Source organism: Microbacterium sp. M (assembly GCF_045181065.1).
In the GTDB taxonomy this organism is placed as follows: Bacteria; Actinomycetota; Actinomycetes; order Actinomycetales; family Microbacteriaceae; genus Microbacterium.
In genome coordinates this window covers 3,758,784-3,772,999 of sequence record NZ_CP173721.1, presented here as the reverse complement: position 1 = coordinate 3,772,999, position 14,216 = coordinate 3,758,784, and the positions used below count along the sequence as shown (strand labels likewise).

Genomic DNA, 14,216 nt, shown 5'->3' with positions numbered 1-14,216 from the left:
TCGACCAGGATGCCGTGTTCCTGCCGCCCCCGCGAGCGGATGACATCGCGGGGCGTCGCCGATCGTTCACCCGACGTTCGGTTTCAAGTACGGCGGTCTCGTAATTGCCGGACACCTCCACGAGTTCGAATACAGGTGTTCTCGCAATTCCCCCTCATCCGAAAGGTTCCGCCATGCGCCGTTACACCCTCTCTGCGGTGGGCATGCTCGGTATTGCTGCACTCGCCCTGACCGGTTGCCAGTCTCCGGAGGCGGGCGCCGCTCCCGCCGCCGACGCGCCGATCACGATCGCCACCCTGCCTGCGTCGGACGACCCGACGCAGGAGAACCCCATCGAGGCCCTCGTCGAACTGCTCGAGGCCGAGACCGGTCGCGAGGTCGAGGTCACCGATGTGCCCGACTACCTCAGCGTCGTCGAGGCGATCCGCAACGACCACGTCGACATCGGGATCATGAGCGGCTTCCCGTCCGCACTCGCCGTCAACACCGGAGAGGTCGACGCACTGCTCGCCTGGAAGGGGTCCGAGGATCCCGTCTCGACCTGCGTCGTCCTGGAGGACTCCCCGATCCAGAAGCTGGAAGACCTCGAGGGCAAGACCGTCGCCTTCGCCGACCAGGCCTCCAGTTCCGGCTACTTCATGCCGGTCTACATGCTGCACGAGGTGGGGCTGGAGCAGGGCGAAGACTACGAGGCGATCTTCGCCGGCGGACACGAGGGCAGCTTCGCCGCGCTCGAGCAGGGCCAGGTGGATGCCGCGTGCACAGCGATCATGCTGACCGAGCTCGGGGCGCCGATGTTCCCGTTCGCCGATGGCGAGTGGCGCGGTGTCGGCGAGAGCCCGGCCATGGACGTCATGGGCACAGTGCTCTCCCGGCAATCGCTGGACGACGAGACCCGCACGCAACTGGAAGAGGCACTGCCGAAGGTCTTCTCCGAGGAGAACGCCGAGGCGCTCGCCGCTTACAGCTCCTTCATCGGTCTCGAGGTCGAGATCGCCCCGGACCCCGGCATCTTCTCGTCCTTCGCCGAGATCGCCTCGGTCGCCGGCGTCGAGCTCGAGGACCTGGAATGAGCACCGCGACGAAGCGAGGTGCGGATGCCGCGGCATCCGCTCGCCAGGCCTCGGACGTCCCCGTGACGACGGCAGAGCTGCGGCAGGCGCTGCCGCTCGTGACCGTGCGCGATCTGAGGGTTTCGTACGAGAAGAGTGCGAAGCCGGTGCTCGACGGCGTCGATCTCGATCTCTTCCCTGGCGAGACGGTCGCTCTGCTCGGGGCTTCCGGGTCGGGAAAGTCGACGCTCATGAAGAGCCTCACCGGCTTCGCGCCGATCTCCGGCGGATCCGTGCGGGTCGCCGGACACGACGTCACGAACCTCGCCGGCGGCGAGCTGCGGACGCTGCGCAGCGAGGTCGGTCAGGTGTTCCAGCAGTTCAACCTGATCCCTCGGCTCAGCGTGCTGACGAACGTGCTCACCGGTGGCCTGCACGGTGCTGGTGCGATCAACCTCGTCGGCGGATTCTCCCGCGAGCAGCGCACGCGAGCGCTGGAGCTGCTCGACCGGGTCGGCATCGCGCACAAGGCCACCGAACCCGCCCGCGCGCTCTCCGGCGGACAGCAGCAGCGCGTCGCGATCGCTCGGGCGCTCATGCAGCAGCCGCGTGTGATCCTCGCCGACGAGCCAGTGGCGTCGCTCGACCCCAAGCTCGCCGGATCCGTGCTGCGTCTGCTGCGCGAGATCGCCAGCGAGGACGGAATCCCGGTGCTGGTGAGCCTGCACGTGCTGCCGCTCGCGCTCGAGCACAGCGACCGCATCGTCGGGCTCCGACACGGCGAGATGCTCGTGTCCGGCGCGACAGCCGATCTCGACGCCGACGCGCTGTCGGTGCTCTACGACGAGGAGGACGACGATGACGACGACCGCTGAACCGCGTTCGCGGCGAGAGACGCCGCAGCTCTCTGACGCCGAGCGCGACCGGCTCGAGCGGGCCTTCCGGATTCCGCGGACCCGCTTCCTCATCGGGATCCCGGTGGCCATCGGGATCCTGCTGTGGTCGGCCAGCGGCGTCGGATTCGACTTCACGGCGCTCGCCGAAGGCACCGTCAACATGGCGGAGTTCATGTCGCGGCTGTTCCCGCCGGACTTCTCCGACATCGGCACGATCCTCGCGCTTCTGGTCGAGACCCTGCAGATGGCGATCATCGCCACGGTGCTCGGCGCCGTGCTGTCGCTGATCGTCGCGTTCGGAGCCTCGTCGAACATCGCGCCGAAGTGGCTCTATTACCCGTCGCGGTGGGTCATGAACATCATCCGCTCGGTGCCGGATCTCGTCTTCGCGCTGATGTTCGTCTCGGCGGTGGGGCTCGGGCCGTTCGCCGGCATCCTGGCCATGACCCTGGGTTCGCTCGGATCGATCGGGAAGATCTTCGCCGAGGCGATGGAGTCCGTCGACAACGGACCGATCGTGGCGATGCAGGCGGTCGGCGCCTCGAAGCGGCAGATCATCCAGTACGGCATCCTGCCCCAGGCCGCGCCCCTGCTGGTGTCCTACACACTGCTGCTGTTCGAGGGGAACGTGCGAGGTGCGACGATCCTCGGACTCGTCGGCGCCGGCGGCATCGGCCTCGAGCTCACCACAGCGATGCGGATGTACGACTACGGACATCTCAGCGCCATCATCATCTGCATCATCGTGCTCGTCACGGCGATCGACCAGGGCAGCGCCCTCATCCGAAGGAGAATCACATGACCACGATCGAACTCACCCTCAGCGCCCCGGTGAATCTGCGCGACCTCGGCGGCATCCCGATCGACGGCGGCGTGCTGCGCGAGGGAGTCGCGATCCGCACGGATGACCTCGCGTACGTCACGCCGGAGGTGGCGTCAGATCTCGTCGCGAACGGACTGACCGCGATCATCGATCTGCGGTCCCCGCTCGAGGTGACGACCACCGGCCGCGGACCGCTCGCCGACTACTCGGTCTCGTATCACCACCTGCCTCTGATCGCGGATGTCGGCCAGTCGATGAAGGACGGCCGGCCGCAGTTCAGCCACGAGTCGATGGGCGAGATGTACGTCGGGATGGTCGAGGTCGCGGCCCCGCAGCTGGTCACCGCGCTGAACATCATCGCCTACACGCCGGGGGCTGCGGCATTCCACTGCGCGGCCGGCCGGGATCGTACCGGCGTCCTCGCCGCGATGCTGCTGCTGGTCCTCGGCGCGAGCGACGACGACATCGTCGCCGATTACGCCCTCACCGGCGACAACATGCGCGAGATCATGCGCCGCAGCGAACCCGTGATGGGCGCGATGTGGCGGGCGCTCGGCATCGACGTGTCGACGCGCGACGAGACGACGGCTCTGCTGGAGGGGTCGATGGAGGTGTCGATGCGGATGCTGCTGCAGACGCTGCGCGACCGGCACGGCGACGCCCTCGCTCCGCTGCGGGCCGCCGGGCTCAGCGCAAACACGGAGGCGCGCCTGCGCGAGCGCGCGCTGGGCGCATGACGACGGCGGAGGCCGGGTCCGCGGTGCGCCGTGGACCCGGCCGCCCACGGGACGAGGACATCGACGGACAGATCATCGCCGCGACGCTCGCGCTGATCGATGCTGAAGAGGACGTCACCGTCTCGCGCGTCGTCGCGCGCAGCGGTGTGAGCCGCGCGGCGCTCTACCGACGCTGGCCGTCGCTGACGGCGCTCATCGCCGCAGCGCTGGATGTCGGTCGCACGGTTCCGCCTGCGGTGCCGACCGACGGCGATCTCCGGGAGACGGTCTTCGCCACGCTGCTGGGTGCTCCGACATCGGTGACCGCCGCGGGCTACTCCGAGGCCCGGTTCCGTCAGCGCATCCGGCTCGTGATGGGGGACCGCGCGCTGCAGAAGGCGTATTGGAACTCGCATGTCTCCCGTCGCCGGGTGCCGCTCGAGAACGCGTTCCGAGCGGGCATCGAGCGCGGCGTCCTGCGGGCCGACCTCGATGTCGAGGCATGCTTCGACGCCCTCGCCGGCGCGGCCTATTATCAACTCGTCGTCCGCGGGGACGGGATGGACTCTCCCGGAGCACGCGAGCGCCTGCATGCCGCGTTCGAGGTGGTCTGGCGCGGCATGCAGGCGTGATGTCCGCTCAGGACAGCGGCGCGTCCGGAGGCAGAGTGGCGAGTACGGCATCCACTGCGGCATCGACCCCCGCCCTCGGCACCTTCGTCGCGCTGTTGAGGGATGGGGCGAGCGCCGCTGCGATCCGGCCCGCTACGTACGGGGCGGCGAACGACGTGCCGCTCCATGCCGCGAAGCCGCCGCGGTAGTCATCCGGGTCGACGGTCTGCCGGTCGAAGCCCTCGAAATCGGCCCGGGTGGCCGCCTGCGAGCCGCCGGTGAACGCGGGCGTCGTCGAGACGACCGCGGCGCCGGGCGCGTAGGTGCGCACCCACGGTCCGACGTTCGAGAACAGTGCGAGCGACCGCAGCGACGGGTTCAGCGCGCCGACCGAGACGTGCGGCACGCCCTTGTCGTCGTGCAGGCCGTTGTCGGTGCCCGGCCATGCCCACAGCGATGCGGGGAAGGCCGGGCGGTCGACCGCGTCGTTGCCCGCGGAGCAGACGACGACCATCCCTGTCTCGCGCGCCGTGCGCAGCAGGTCGTACAGGGTCAGCGAGAAGAGACCGTCGGTCGGGGTCTCGTGGTAGTACCCGAGTGAGAGGTTGAGGACGTCGATCGGATGTCCGCCCGACTCGCCGGCGACCCACCGCCGGTGCAGCTCGATCACGGCGGCCAGGGAGGCGAGGAACACGCTCTCGTCCACGACGCCGAGCGAACCGGCCACGCGGATCGACACGATATCGGCGTCAGGCGCGGTCTGCCGCAGGATGCCGGCGATGAACGTGCCGTGGCCGGCGACGGCATCGATCTCGCCGTCGAGTTGGCCGTATAGATCCGGGAACCGCTCGGGGTCGTCGTCTCCGATGAGGCCGATCGGCTCGCCGTCGAGCGTGAGACTGCGCGTGACGATCGAATCGGGAAGCCAGTCGTGGATGCCGCAGCCGGTGTCGAGCACGGCGATCACCGCACGACGACCGCCCTTCTTCGGGTGCGAGCCGCGCACCGGACCCGGGCCCACCCAGGCGATGGGCTGGCGTCCGCCTCGCCCTGGTTCCAGGTAGTCGTCGGTACCGACCGCTCCCGCTCCGCGAACCGGGTTCGATCGCGTGAACGGGTTGGATCGTGTGAACGGGTTGGATCGGGTGAACGGATTGAGCCCGACGGGGTCGATCGACAGGACATGCTCCAGACTCGCGCGCGGCATCGGTCCGCCGACAGCCTTCCGCGCGCGCTGCAGCACTCGCCACGCGTCGGGGGCGATCGGCGACTCGCTGCCCTCGAGCTCATCGGGGGTCGTGATGTACGCGCGGTGCAGACCGGGGATGCCCGGCAGGCTCTCGGCGCGCAGGCCGGAGCGGACGAGGTCCTCGTCCTCGATGTGCAACCGCCAGCCGAACGAGCGGGCCGCTTCGTGCAGCACGTGCCGGTCACGCTCGTACGCGCCGTTCTCATCGTCGAGTCGCTCGGCGATCAGCATCCGGGTCGGCAGATAGGCCGTCGGATACGCGCGGATGTCGTCGATCGGATCGACGGTCGGATCCAGCGCAGTTCCCCGCGGGATCGACCCCTCTGCTCTGTCCTGCCAGGTCCAGTTCCTCGGCTGATCCATGCGTGTCCCCTCCCGGCGGCAGGGCCGCCGCGTTCATCCCCCGTGGAGCTCACACCTCGAACTGAGGCGTGAGCAGATCCTTGGCGTCCCCTGCGGTGACGGCCTGCACGCGGCAGAGCCCCGGCGGCACATCCTCGAACGCGAAGCGGCCGTGTTCGGCCGGCTGCGTCGTCCAGGTGCGCTCGCCCTGGGACAGCCGCACCTCTGAGGCGTCGGCGTCGATCCAGCCGTCGATGCGGCGTCGGCCGTTCTCGGCGCGGCTGATGTGCAGCAGCACCGTGGCCGCCCCGTCGCTGAACTGCATCGTCGTGGTCTCGGCGTCCCCGCGGACGGGCGACTCGATGCCCTCCATCAGCGTGAGCAGCGCGTACTCGCGGGAGAGGTCGGCGACCGCGACGACTGCGACCATGCGGTCGGCGAGATCCGCAGGCACCGGGTCGTGGAGTTCGGCCGCAGCGCGGAGGGCCGTGAACAGGTCGTCGTCGCTCATCGTGCACCTCCGGCATCCACCAGCGCCGTGCGCAGTTTGGCGAGGCACCGTTGTCGGGTCGGACCGATGCTCCCGATCGGCATGTCGAGGTCGGCGGCGATCCTCGCGTAGTCGGGTCGGTCGTCGAAGGCGACGACGCGCAGCAGCCGCTGACAGCGGTCGGTGAGTGTAGCGAGGGCCGTCCAGAGCCGGGCGGCTTCATCGGCGTCGGCGACGTGTTCCTCGGTGGACTGCTCGTGCGGAAGCATCGGATCGAGCACCTCGTCGGCCGTCGCCGTGGCGATCCGGTGCTGCTTCGCGACCCGCCACGCCTCGCGTCGGGCGGTGACCGTCAGCCACCCTGAGATCGCCTGCGGATCGTCGACCGACTCGTGGCTGCGCACGAGTGCGAGCCAGGTCGTCTGGACGACGTCCTCGGCGAGGGTGCGTTCGAGTCCGTACGCGCGCACGACATGCCAGAGCACGGGCGTCATCAGGCGCACCAGCTCGTCCATGGCGCGCGCATCGCCGGCACGCCAGTCGGCGAACAGGACCGCCGCACGTTCCCAGCGTGCGGTCCCATCGCTGACGGCGCCTTCGGGGGAGGCGTCGGTCATGGTGCTCATTGTGCTCACACCTACCAGGAGCAGGGCAAGAGCTTTCTGATACATGGACTGCGTCCGGATACGGTGGAGAGGTGATTCCCCTCGCGATCCTCCTGTTCCTCAACGCCGCCTTCAACGTCATCGTGTGGCCGCGGTTCTACAAGCGGGTCGCCCAGGACCCGCGTGCGAAGGATGCCGAGGGCAGGGCGACCGCGTTCCTGAAGGTGCACGTCGTGCTCATCGCGATCGCCCTCGTGCTCGCTCTCGTCTCCGCCATCGCCGGTGTGGCGGCTCTGGTCGGGGCGCTGTAGCCCCGGCATCCGACCGGACGGGCCGGCACGATTTCGGGTCCGGCGCGCTCTCTGGTCCGGTGCCACTTTGGGGGCCGACACGCCAGATGTCGGACGGATGCCGCGAATCGGTCCGACAAGTGGCGTGTCGGCCCCCGGATTGGCGCGGCGCTGACGGCGGGATGCCGGGGTGGCCGGGTCAGGCGCGGACGACGGGCTGCTGCAGCTCGGTGACCCAGTCGGACTGATCGTCCGAGACGGCGCGCACGTACAGCTCACGGCACGGTCCGGACGGCGCGAAGCCGCGCGCGACGATCTCGGTGTGGATCTCCTGCCAGCTCACGGCGATCCGGTCCATCGATCCGAGATGGATGCCGCAGATCGCCAGGTCCGCGGCGGGCAGGTCGATGACCTCGAAGCCGTCGCGGGCTGGGCCGGTGTACGCGTAGCCGGCGATGACCTCGGTGCCGTTCTCTGCGCCGGAGTACTGGGCGATGGGTGTGGTCAGCGATCCCTTCTCGTCGCCGATGATCTCGGCGACCGCATCGAAGGCCGGTCCGACGACGCCCGCGATCTCGGGCTGCGACGCGGCGGTCGCACGACGCGCCGCCAGTCGGACGGAGGGAAGGGGCTTCTCGATGATCTCGATGGTGGACATCTGATTCTCGCTTTCGATGAGGTGGAGGCGCCGTTCCACGTCGACGAGCCGTGCGGCCGCCAGCCGATGCTCCTGCTCGACCTCGGCCCGGCGGATCCGCAGCAGGGCGCCGATGCGCTCGGCATCCACTCCCTGTTCGAGGATCAGGGCGATGTCGTCGAGACCGAACCCGAGCTGGCGCAGCGCGACGATCCGGTGCAGCTTCTCGAGCTGCGACGGATCGTACGAGCGGTAACCGCTGAACTCGTCCACGTGGGCGGGCACGAGCAGCCCGGCCGTGTCCCAGTGCCGCAACTGGCGGTGGGTCACCTGGCCGATCTGCGCGAACGCTCCGATGGACAACATGCTTCTGTTCTCCCGCCTCACACGGTGTCAGAGTCAAGCATCCCAGTTCAGATCTCGAACTGTCGCGCGTGGGCGGCCCAGCCTGACTCTGCGGGGATCGCCCGCAGGCCCCGGTTCGTGACGGCCAGCACGACAGAGAGCGCGCACAGAGCCGCGGCGAACAGGATCGTGTTCTGACGGCCGACGAGCGTGAGCCCGAAGCCGGCGATGAGCGGGGCGAGCGGCATGGCCCCCATCCCGAGGACTCCGGCGGCGCTGTTCGCCCTGCCCAGCAGTTCGGTCGGCGTGGCCACCATGAAGTAACCCATCATCGACGCGTTCAGCGCGGGCAGCAGGAAGACGGACACGCCCAGTACGGCCGTGATCCACCACGGGTTCTCGAGCATCGAGACGACCGCGGCGCCCACCGTGGCTGCGAGGAGCCCGGCGATCGTCAGGGTGCCCGCCTTGACACGCGGGACGAGAACCGGGGCGATGAGCGCGCCGACGAGCATGACCGCGCCGAGCCCTGCCGACATCGAGCCGATCGTGAGCTCGGAGTGGCCTGACTGCTGCAGTCCGTAGACGACCGTGGTCATGGCGGCGTTGAAGCCGAGGTTGATGATCGTCGTGAGCAGCAGGACCCCCCGCAGGTCGGGCCGCGAGAACAGCCACGCGAATCCGTCGCGAATCTCGTGCCACGCGTTCGGAGAACCGGGATCATCGGCATCCGCATCGGCGTGTCCGGTGGAGACGCGCCGTCCGGCGGACATCTCGCCCCGGTTCTCCGACATCGCACCGGATGCCGCGGCATCCGCCGACCGATCGGCAACGCTCGCTCGTCGGGCGGAACGCCGCAGCACCCACGCTGTGGCGCCGGCCAGTGCGTACGCGAGGGTCATCGCGACCCCGACGAGCCACGCGCCGACGCCGAGCAGCAGACCACCGAGCGGCCCACCTGCCAGTCGCAGCGCCGCGTCGCGACCCTGGTTCGCGGCCTGAGCTCTGCCCATCGTCTCGTCGGGGACGAGCTCCTTCAGTGCGCTCTCACCTGCGGGATCGAACAGCCCCGAGTGGATCATCAGCAGCACTTCGATGACGAGGATCGTGGCGAACGTCAGTGCGTCGGCGAAGGCGAGCAGCGTGAATCCGGCTGCGAGGATCGTGGCCACGGCGGCGCCGAGAAGCATCAGCGCGAGGCGGCCGTGCCGATCGGCGAGGACGCCGCCGTACAGCGTGGTGAGAAGGCGCGTGACCATGCCCACACCCGCGATGATGCCGGCCTGCGCCGGGTCGTTCGTGACCGCGAGGGCGATGAGCGGAATGGCGAATCCGGCGAGCGCCGCCGCCAGGCCTTTGCTGGTGTCGCTGATCAACCAGAGCACGTAGCGGGTGTTGCTCCAGAGCCCTGCGGGCTTCTCTGCGGTAGTGGTCATGTCCTCACGATAGATCCGCAGGTTTATTTGCGCAAGTTAAATCGCGCAAATAAAACTGGATAGAATGGGGACATGGCTGAGACGGACACCGGGGGCCCTGCTGAACGGACGATGACGACGGCGATGCTGAAGGCATTCGCCAACCCGTTGCGGCGTCGCATCATGCGCGTGTTCACCAAGCGCGAGTTCGTCCGGGCGGCCGACATCGCGGGCGACCTCGGGGAGCCGGCGAACAAGATCAGCTTTCACCTGCGGGTGCTGGCGGATGCCGGCCTCATCGTCGAGGCGCCGGAACAGGCCAGGGATGGCCGCGACCGCGTGTGGACCCCGATCAAGGACTCGCTGCGCATCAGGGCATCGACGACCGACCCCGACGACATGGCGCTGAGCGACGCTGTGATCGCCGCCATGGCCGAGGATCATCTCGAGCTGGTGCGTCGCCTGGTGGCGCATTCGACCTCGGTTGCCGCACAGGATCCGGCCGACCACGGCACCCTGAGCGTGAGCAACCTGCGCCTGACCGAGGCGGAGTACTCGGCGCTGATGGACAAGCTCAACGGCGCGATCCTCGAGGCGGAGCGCACGCGGGACAAGGACGCCGGCGACGCGCGCGGCTGGCAGATCGATATCGTCGCCGCCGACGACACGCTCTGAATCACGGATGCCGCGGCATCCTGACTCGAACTGAGGTGTGCTCGAGCGTCAGCGCACCTCGAACTGGCGCGCGTGAGCGGTCCAACCGGACTCGGCCGGCAGCGCGCGCAGGCCGGGGTTCGCGACGGCCAGCACGACCGAGATCGCGCACAGCACGGATGCCGCGATGAGCGTGTTCTCGCGACCGATCGCGGCCAGCCCGAATCCGGCGATCAACGGTGCGAGGGGCATGGCGCCCATGCCGAGGACCGCAGACGCGCTGTTCGCCCTGCCGAGCAGCTCGGTGGGCGTCGCCACCATGAAATACCCCATCAGGGCGGCATTCACGGCGGGGATGAAGAACACCGTCACCCCGAGCATCACCATCAGTGCCCACGGCTCGTGCGCCGGGATCATGCCGCAGACCCCGACCGTCGCGACGGCGAGCCCGCCGATGATGACGACGCTCGCCCGCATCCGCGAGACCAGGACCGGGGCGACCAGCGCGCCGAGCAGCATGGCGACACCGCCGGCCGTTGCGAGCAGGCCGATCGTGATCGTGGAGTGGCCCGCCTGCTGCAGTGCGTAGATGACCGTGGTCAGCGCGGTGCTGAACCCGAGGTTCACGATCGTGGCCACGAACAGCACCCCGCGCAGGTCCGGGCGGGAGAACAGCCACCGGAATCCCTCGGCGACTTCGCGCAGCGCGTTCGGCTTTCCGACCGCAACGGCGGCCGCCACGAGACCCGTGGATGCCGCGGCATCCGCGTCTCCGACCTCGGGTGCCGCGTGATGTGCCGCCCTCGGCGCCGTGCGCAGCAGCATCCAGGCCGTCATCATCGCGATCAGATGGAACACGGCCATCGCCGCGCCGATCAACCAGGCCCCAGCCGCGAGCAGCACGCCGCCGAGCGGTCCGCCGGCGAGCTGCAGCACCGCGTCGCGCCCCTGGTTGGCGGCCTGCGCCCTGCCCATCGCGTCGTCCGGCACGATCTCCTTCAGCGCGCTCTCGCCGGCGATGTCGAACAGCCCGGTGCGAGCGGCCAGCGCGATGTCGATCAGCAGCAGGGTGGCGAACGTGAGCGCATCAGTGAGCGCGAGCACCGTGAATGCACCGGCGATCACCACGCCGGCGGCCGAGCCGATGATCATCATGACGATCCGGTGGTGGCGGTCGGCGAGCACGCCGCCGAACACCGTCGTGATCGTGCGGATCGTCATGCCGACCGCGCTGATGATGCCCGCCTGGGCCGGATCGTTCGTGACGATCAGCGCGATGAGCGGGATCGCGAACCCGAACAGCGCAGACGCCAGTCCCTTGGCGGTGTCGCTGATCAGCCAGGTGAGGTAGCGGGCGTTGTGCACCAGGCGGTGCGGCGTGACGGTGGTCATGGATCGAGCATAGATGCGCAACAGTAGGTGCGCAACAGTCATTGCGCAATGATTGGTGTGGATAGAATCCGAGAGTGGCAGAAGACAAGAACGCGAAGCCGGTGCATCCGGACGCGAAGCCTGCGACCACGGCGATGATGAAGGCCTACGCACATCCGCTCCGCCGCCGCATCGCCAGGGCGGTTGCGGGGCGCGGTCACGCACGCGCGGCCGACCTCGCCGCCGATCTCGGCATCCCGGCCAACAGCATCAGCTTCCATCTGCGTGTTCTCGCCGCCGCCGGCCTCATCGAAGAGGCCCCTGAGCATGCCCGAGACAAGCGCGATCGGGTGTGGAAGTCCGTCGAGGGCTCATGGAACGTCGGTTCCCCTGAGCATCCGATCGTCGACGAGGAGCTGGGCGGAGCGCTGATGCATGCTCTCGCTGACGATCATCTCGAGATGCTGCGGAAGGTCATGGCCTGGGCGCCCGAGTACGTCTCCGGCCGCGACCCCGTCGTGCACGGCACGTTCTCGCAGGCGAATCTCCGCCTGAACGAGGCGGAGTTCACCGAGCTCGAGAGTCGCATCCAGCAGGCCATCAGAGAGATCGGCGACGCCCACGATCCCGATGACCCCGAGACGCGCGTCTGGAGCCTCGACATCATCGCCGCGGACGACACGCTCTGAGGGGCGGATGCCGCAGCATCCGCCCCTCAGATCAGAACCCGCGCCTTACGGGATCGTCCTGCGGAACGCGAGGAACGAGATCACCGAGAGCACAGCGACGACGACCAGGCCCCAGAGCGCGAGACCGACGGCGCCCAGCGTCAGGATGCCCTCCCAGACCTGTCCCCAAGCATCGAGGCGTGTGACGAGGAACGCCAGCGCGACGAGGACGAGCACGACGGCGAAGCTCGCGATGAGGAGGACCATCTGGCCCCAGCTCTTGAAGATCGTCGCGCCGGTGAAGCCGACCACGAAGAAGAACAGGGCGAGGGTGAAGTAGACGACGAATGCGCCGAGCGGACCCGCCTCCCACAACCAGGGCAGGTAGAACACGTAGCCGTTGACGCCGTATCCGTTGGTGAGGGTCTCGATCCCGCCGCCAATCAGGAACAGCACGCCCATGAGCGCGCTGGCGAGGATCGCGGTGAGCATCGTGCCGAGGAAGAACTCGCGGCGGGTGATGCTCATGGCCTGGGAGAACGGGAAGGTCAGAGTCATCGCCGACATGCCGACGGCGAAGAAGTACCACAGCGGGGCCTGTCCGCCGCCGCCGTACTTGGGCTCATCGACGGGGATCATCGCGTAGATGAGGACCGAGATGACCACCGCGGCGGCGAGGATCACCAGCGGGTACCAGATGAAGGTGCCCTTGTTGATCAGCTGCAGTCGGATGACGTTGAGTGTGCGTCGCATCAGCGGACCTCCTCCATGGTGGATGCAGCGGCGGCTTTCTGGGTGAGGCGGACGACGAGCTGCTGCAACGAAACCGGAGCGAGATCCAATCCGGATGCCGCGATGCTGACGCGATCGTCGTCGGTGAGGGCGCCGAGCACGGTCACCGAGGCGACCCGTCCGAGCGCCTCGCGGTGCAAGAGGTCGCGCCCTGCGGCCCAGGCGTCGACCTTCTCCGCATCGCCGATGACGGTGACCGCGCGGTCGCGCACGGCATCCGTGTCCTCGTTCAGCAGAATCTGGCCGTTGTCGATGACGATGACCTTCTCGATGAGGTTGGAGACCTCGTCGATGAGGTGGGAGGAGAGGATGATCGTCCGAGGGTGCTCTGCGTAATCCTCGACCAGGCGGTCGTAGAAGATCTGTCTTGCCACGGCATCCAGCCCGAGGTACGGCTCGTCGAAGAAGGTGATCTCGGCCCGGGAAGCCAGTCCGATGATCACGCCGACCGCGGAGAGCTGCCCGCGGGAGAGCTTCTTGATCGTCGTCTTCATCGGGAGCTGGAACTCGGTGATCAAGTCGTCGGCCAGCTCCTGGTCCCAATTCTGGAAGAACAGGCTCGCGGCTTTGAAGGCGTGCCGGGGGTAGGCGTCGTCCGGGTACTTCTGGCTCTCGCGGACGAAGCAGATCCGGCTGAGGACGTGCGCGTTCTCGTACGGGTGCTCGCCGAAGACCTTGACGGTTCCCGACGACTCGAAGTTCTGGGCCGTGAGGATCGACATCAGCGTGGTCTTGCCGGCGCCGTTGCGACCGAGGAGGCCGTAGATGGCGCCGCCCTCGACCGACAGCGAGACGTTGTCGAGTGCGCGCTTGTCCTTGTAGCGCTTGGAGAGGTTCTGCACCTCGATGACGGCGGTCATGCGGGGTTCTTCCCTTCTGTGGTGGTGCCTGTGTTGGTGGATTCCGCCGCGCGCTCGCGCAGCAGCGCGGCCAGGTCCTCCGCGCCGAGCCCGAGCGTGCGGGCCTCGGCGAGGAGAGGGTCGATGTAGCGATCGGCGAAGGCGGCGCGGCGCTCGGTGCGGAGTTGATCGCGCGCGCCGGCGGTGACGAACATGCCGACGCCGCGGCGCTTGTACAGCACGCCCTTGTCGGTGAGCATGGCGACTCCTTTCGCTGCGGTGGCGGGGTTGATCCGGTAGAAGGCGGCCAGCTCGTTGGTCGACGGAGCCTTGGACTCCTCTTCCAGCGAACCGTCGACGATCGAGTCCTCGATCTGCTCGGCGATCTGCAGGAAGAGCGCTTTGCCTTCTTCGATCACGA

17 protein-coding genes are annotated in these 14,216 nt (G+C 68.4%); 8 read left to right on the top strand and 9 right to left on the bottom strand.

Annotation, left to right across the window (positions count from 1 at the left end):
- Positions 1 to 173: 173 nt before the first annotated feature.
- The 5 genes from phnD to ACI7YT_RS18320 are packed head-to-tail and all read left to right on the top strand — an operon-like array spanning position 174 to position 4,119.
- Positions 174 to 1,073, top strand: a complete 900-nt coding sequence (phnD, locus tag ACI7YT_RS18340) for a phosphate/phosphite/phosphonate ABC transporter substrate-binding protein (RefSeq protein ID WP_406247636.1) — start codon at positions 174 to 176, stop codon at positions 1,071 to 1,073.
- Positions 1,070 to 1,927 carry a phosphonate ABC transporter ATP-binding protein gene (locus tag ACI7YT_RS18335; RefSeq protein WP_406247635.1) on the top strand — a complete coding sequence of 286 codons (858 nt, stop codon included), beginning with the start codon at positions 1,070 to 1,072 and terminating at the stop codon, positions 1,925 to 1,927. Before phnD ends, ACI7YT_RS18335 begins: the two co-directional genes overlap by 4 nt.
- Positions 1,911 to 2,750 carry a phosphonate ABC transporter, permease protein PhnE gene (gene phnE / locus ACI7YT_RS18330; RefSeq protein ID WP_406247634.1) on the top strand — a complete coding sequence of 280 codons (840 nt, stop codon included), beginning with the start codon at positions 1,911 to 1,913 and terminating at the stop codon, positions 2,748 to 2,750. Before ACI7YT_RS18335 ends, phnE begins: the two co-directional genes overlap by 17 nt.
- A complete protein-coding gene (locus tag ACI7YT_RS18325; RefSeq protein ID WP_406247632.1) occupies positions 2,747 to 3,508 on the top strand; it encodes a tyrosine-protein phosphatase in 762 nt (253 codons plus the stop codon). The genes phnE and ACI7YT_RS18325 overlap by 4 nt, the downstream gene beginning before the upstream one ends.
- A complete protein-coding gene (locus ACI7YT_RS18320) occupies positions 3,505 to 4,119 on the top strand; it encodes a TetR/AcrR family transcriptional regulator (protein ID WP_406247630.1) in 615 nt (204 codons plus the stop codon). The genes ACI7YT_RS18325 and ACI7YT_RS18320 overlap by 4 nt, the downstream gene beginning before the upstream one ends.
- A gap of 7 nt (positions 4,120 to 4,126) precedes the next feature.
- On the opposite strand, the gene ACI7YT_RS18315 is transcribed toward ACI7YT_RS18320, so the two are convergent.
- The 3 genes from ACI7YT_RS18315 to ACI7YT_RS18305 are packed head-to-tail and all read right to left on the bottom strand — an operon-like array spanning position 4,127 to position 6,796.
- Positions 4,127 to 5,710, bottom strand: coding sequence for a S8 family peptidase (locus tag ACI7YT_RS18315; protein ID WP_406247628.1), 1,584 nt, complete (start codon positions 5,708 to 5,710; stop codon positions 4,127 to 4,129).
- Between the two features lie 49 nt (positions 5,711 to 5,759).
- A complete protein-coding gene (locus tag ACI7YT_RS18310; protein WP_406247626.1) occupies positions 5,760 to 6,200 on the bottom strand; it encodes a hypothetical protein in 441 nt (146 codons plus the stop codon).
- Positions 6,197 to 6,796: an RNA polymerase sigma factor gene (locus ACI7YT_RS18305; protein ID WP_406247624.1), complete on the bottom strand. Its 600-nt coding sequence runs from the start codon at positions 6,794 to 6,796 to the stop codon at positions 6,197 to 6,199. The genes ACI7YT_RS18310 and ACI7YT_RS18305 overlap by 4 nt, the downstream gene beginning before the upstream one ends.
- An 80-nt stretch (positions 6,797 to 6,876) precedes the next feature.
- On the opposite strand from ACI7YT_RS18305, the gene ACI7YT_RS18300 reads away from it, so the two are divergent.
- Positions 6,877 to 7,095 (top strand): SCO4848 family membrane protein, encoded by a 219-nt coding sequence (locus tag ACI7YT_RS18300; protein WP_406247622.1) that lies wholly within the window; start codon positions 6,877 to 6,879, stop codon positions 7,093 to 7,095.
- 178 nt (positions 7,096 to 7,273) lie between these two features.
- On the opposite strand, the gene ACI7YT_RS18295 is transcribed toward ACI7YT_RS18300, so the two are convergent.
- Together ACI7YT_RS18295 and ACI7YT_RS18290 are read right to left on the bottom strand one after the other, a co-directional pair.
- Complete coding sequence (locus ACI7YT_RS18295; protein WP_406247620.1) at positions 7,274 to 8,077, bottom strand: MerR family transcriptional regulator; 804 nt, start codon at positions 8,075 to 8,077, stop codon at positions 7,274 to 7,276.
- Between the two features lie 47 nt (positions 8,078 to 8,124).
- Positions 8,125 to 9,492, bottom strand: coding sequence for an MFS transporter (locus tag ACI7YT_RS18290; protein ID WP_406247618.1), 1,368 nt, complete (start codon positions 9,490 to 9,492; stop codon positions 8,125 to 8,127).
- Between the two features lie 72 nt (positions 9,493 to 9,564).
- Here ACI7YT_RS18290 and ACI7YT_RS18285 point away from each other — a divergent pair, with 72 nt between their 5' ends.
- Positions 9,565 to 10,146, top strand: coding sequence for a helix-turn-helix domain-containing protein (locus ACI7YT_RS18285; protein WP_406247616.1), 582 nt, complete (start codon positions 9,565 to 9,567; stop codon positions 10,144 to 10,146).
- 48 nt (positions 10,147 to 10,194) lie between these two features.
- Here the strand turns inward: ACI7YT_RS18285 and ACI7YT_RS18280 are convergent, their stop codons facing one another.
- Entirely contained in the window at positions 10,195 to 11,517 is a 1,323-nt protein-coding gene (locus ACI7YT_RS18280) for an MFS transporter (RefSeq protein ID WP_406247614.1), read from the bottom strand.
- A 74-nt stretch (positions 11,518 to 11,591) separates the two neighbouring features.
- Between ACI7YT_RS18280 and ACI7YT_RS18275 the strand changes: the two genes are divergently transcribed.
- Complete coding sequence (locus tag ACI7YT_RS18275; protein ID WP_406247613.1) at positions 11,592 to 12,185, top strand: winged helix-turn-helix domain-containing protein; 594 nt, start codon at positions 11,592 to 11,594, stop codon at positions 12,183 to 12,185.
- A gap of 45 nt (positions 12,186 to 12,230) precedes the next feature.
- Here ACI7YT_RS18275 and ACI7YT_RS18270 read toward each other — a convergent pair whose 3' ends face one another.
- The 3 genes from ACI7YT_RS18270 to ACI7YT_RS18260 are packed head-to-tail and all read right to left on the bottom strand — an operon-like array spanning position 12,231 to position 14,214.
- On the bottom strand, positions 12,231 to 12,917 hold the full coding sequence (locus tag ACI7YT_RS18270) for a hypothetical protein (protein ID WP_406247611.1): 687 nt from the start codon (positions 12,915 to 12,917) through the stop codon (positions 12,231 to 12,233).
- The gene (locus ACI7YT_RS18265) at positions 12,917 to 13,816 is read right to left on the bottom strand and encodes an ABC transporter ATP-binding protein (RefSeq protein ID WP_406247609.1); all 900 of its coding nucleotides are present in this window, start codon (positions 13,814 to 13,816) and stop codon (positions 12,917 to 12,919) included. The genes ACI7YT_RS18270 and ACI7YT_RS18265 overlap by 1 nt, the downstream gene beginning before the upstream one ends.
- The gene (locus ACI7YT_RS18260; protein ID WP_406247607.1) at positions 13,813 to 14,214 is read right to left on the bottom strand and encodes a GntR family transcriptional regulator; all 402 of its coding nucleotides are present in this window, start codon (positions 14,212 to 14,214) and stop codon (positions 13,813 to 13,815) included. The genes ACI7YT_RS18265 and ACI7YT_RS18260 overlap by 4 nt, the downstream gene beginning before the upstream one ends.
- Between the last annotated feature and the right edge of the window lie 2 nt (positions 14,215 to 14,216).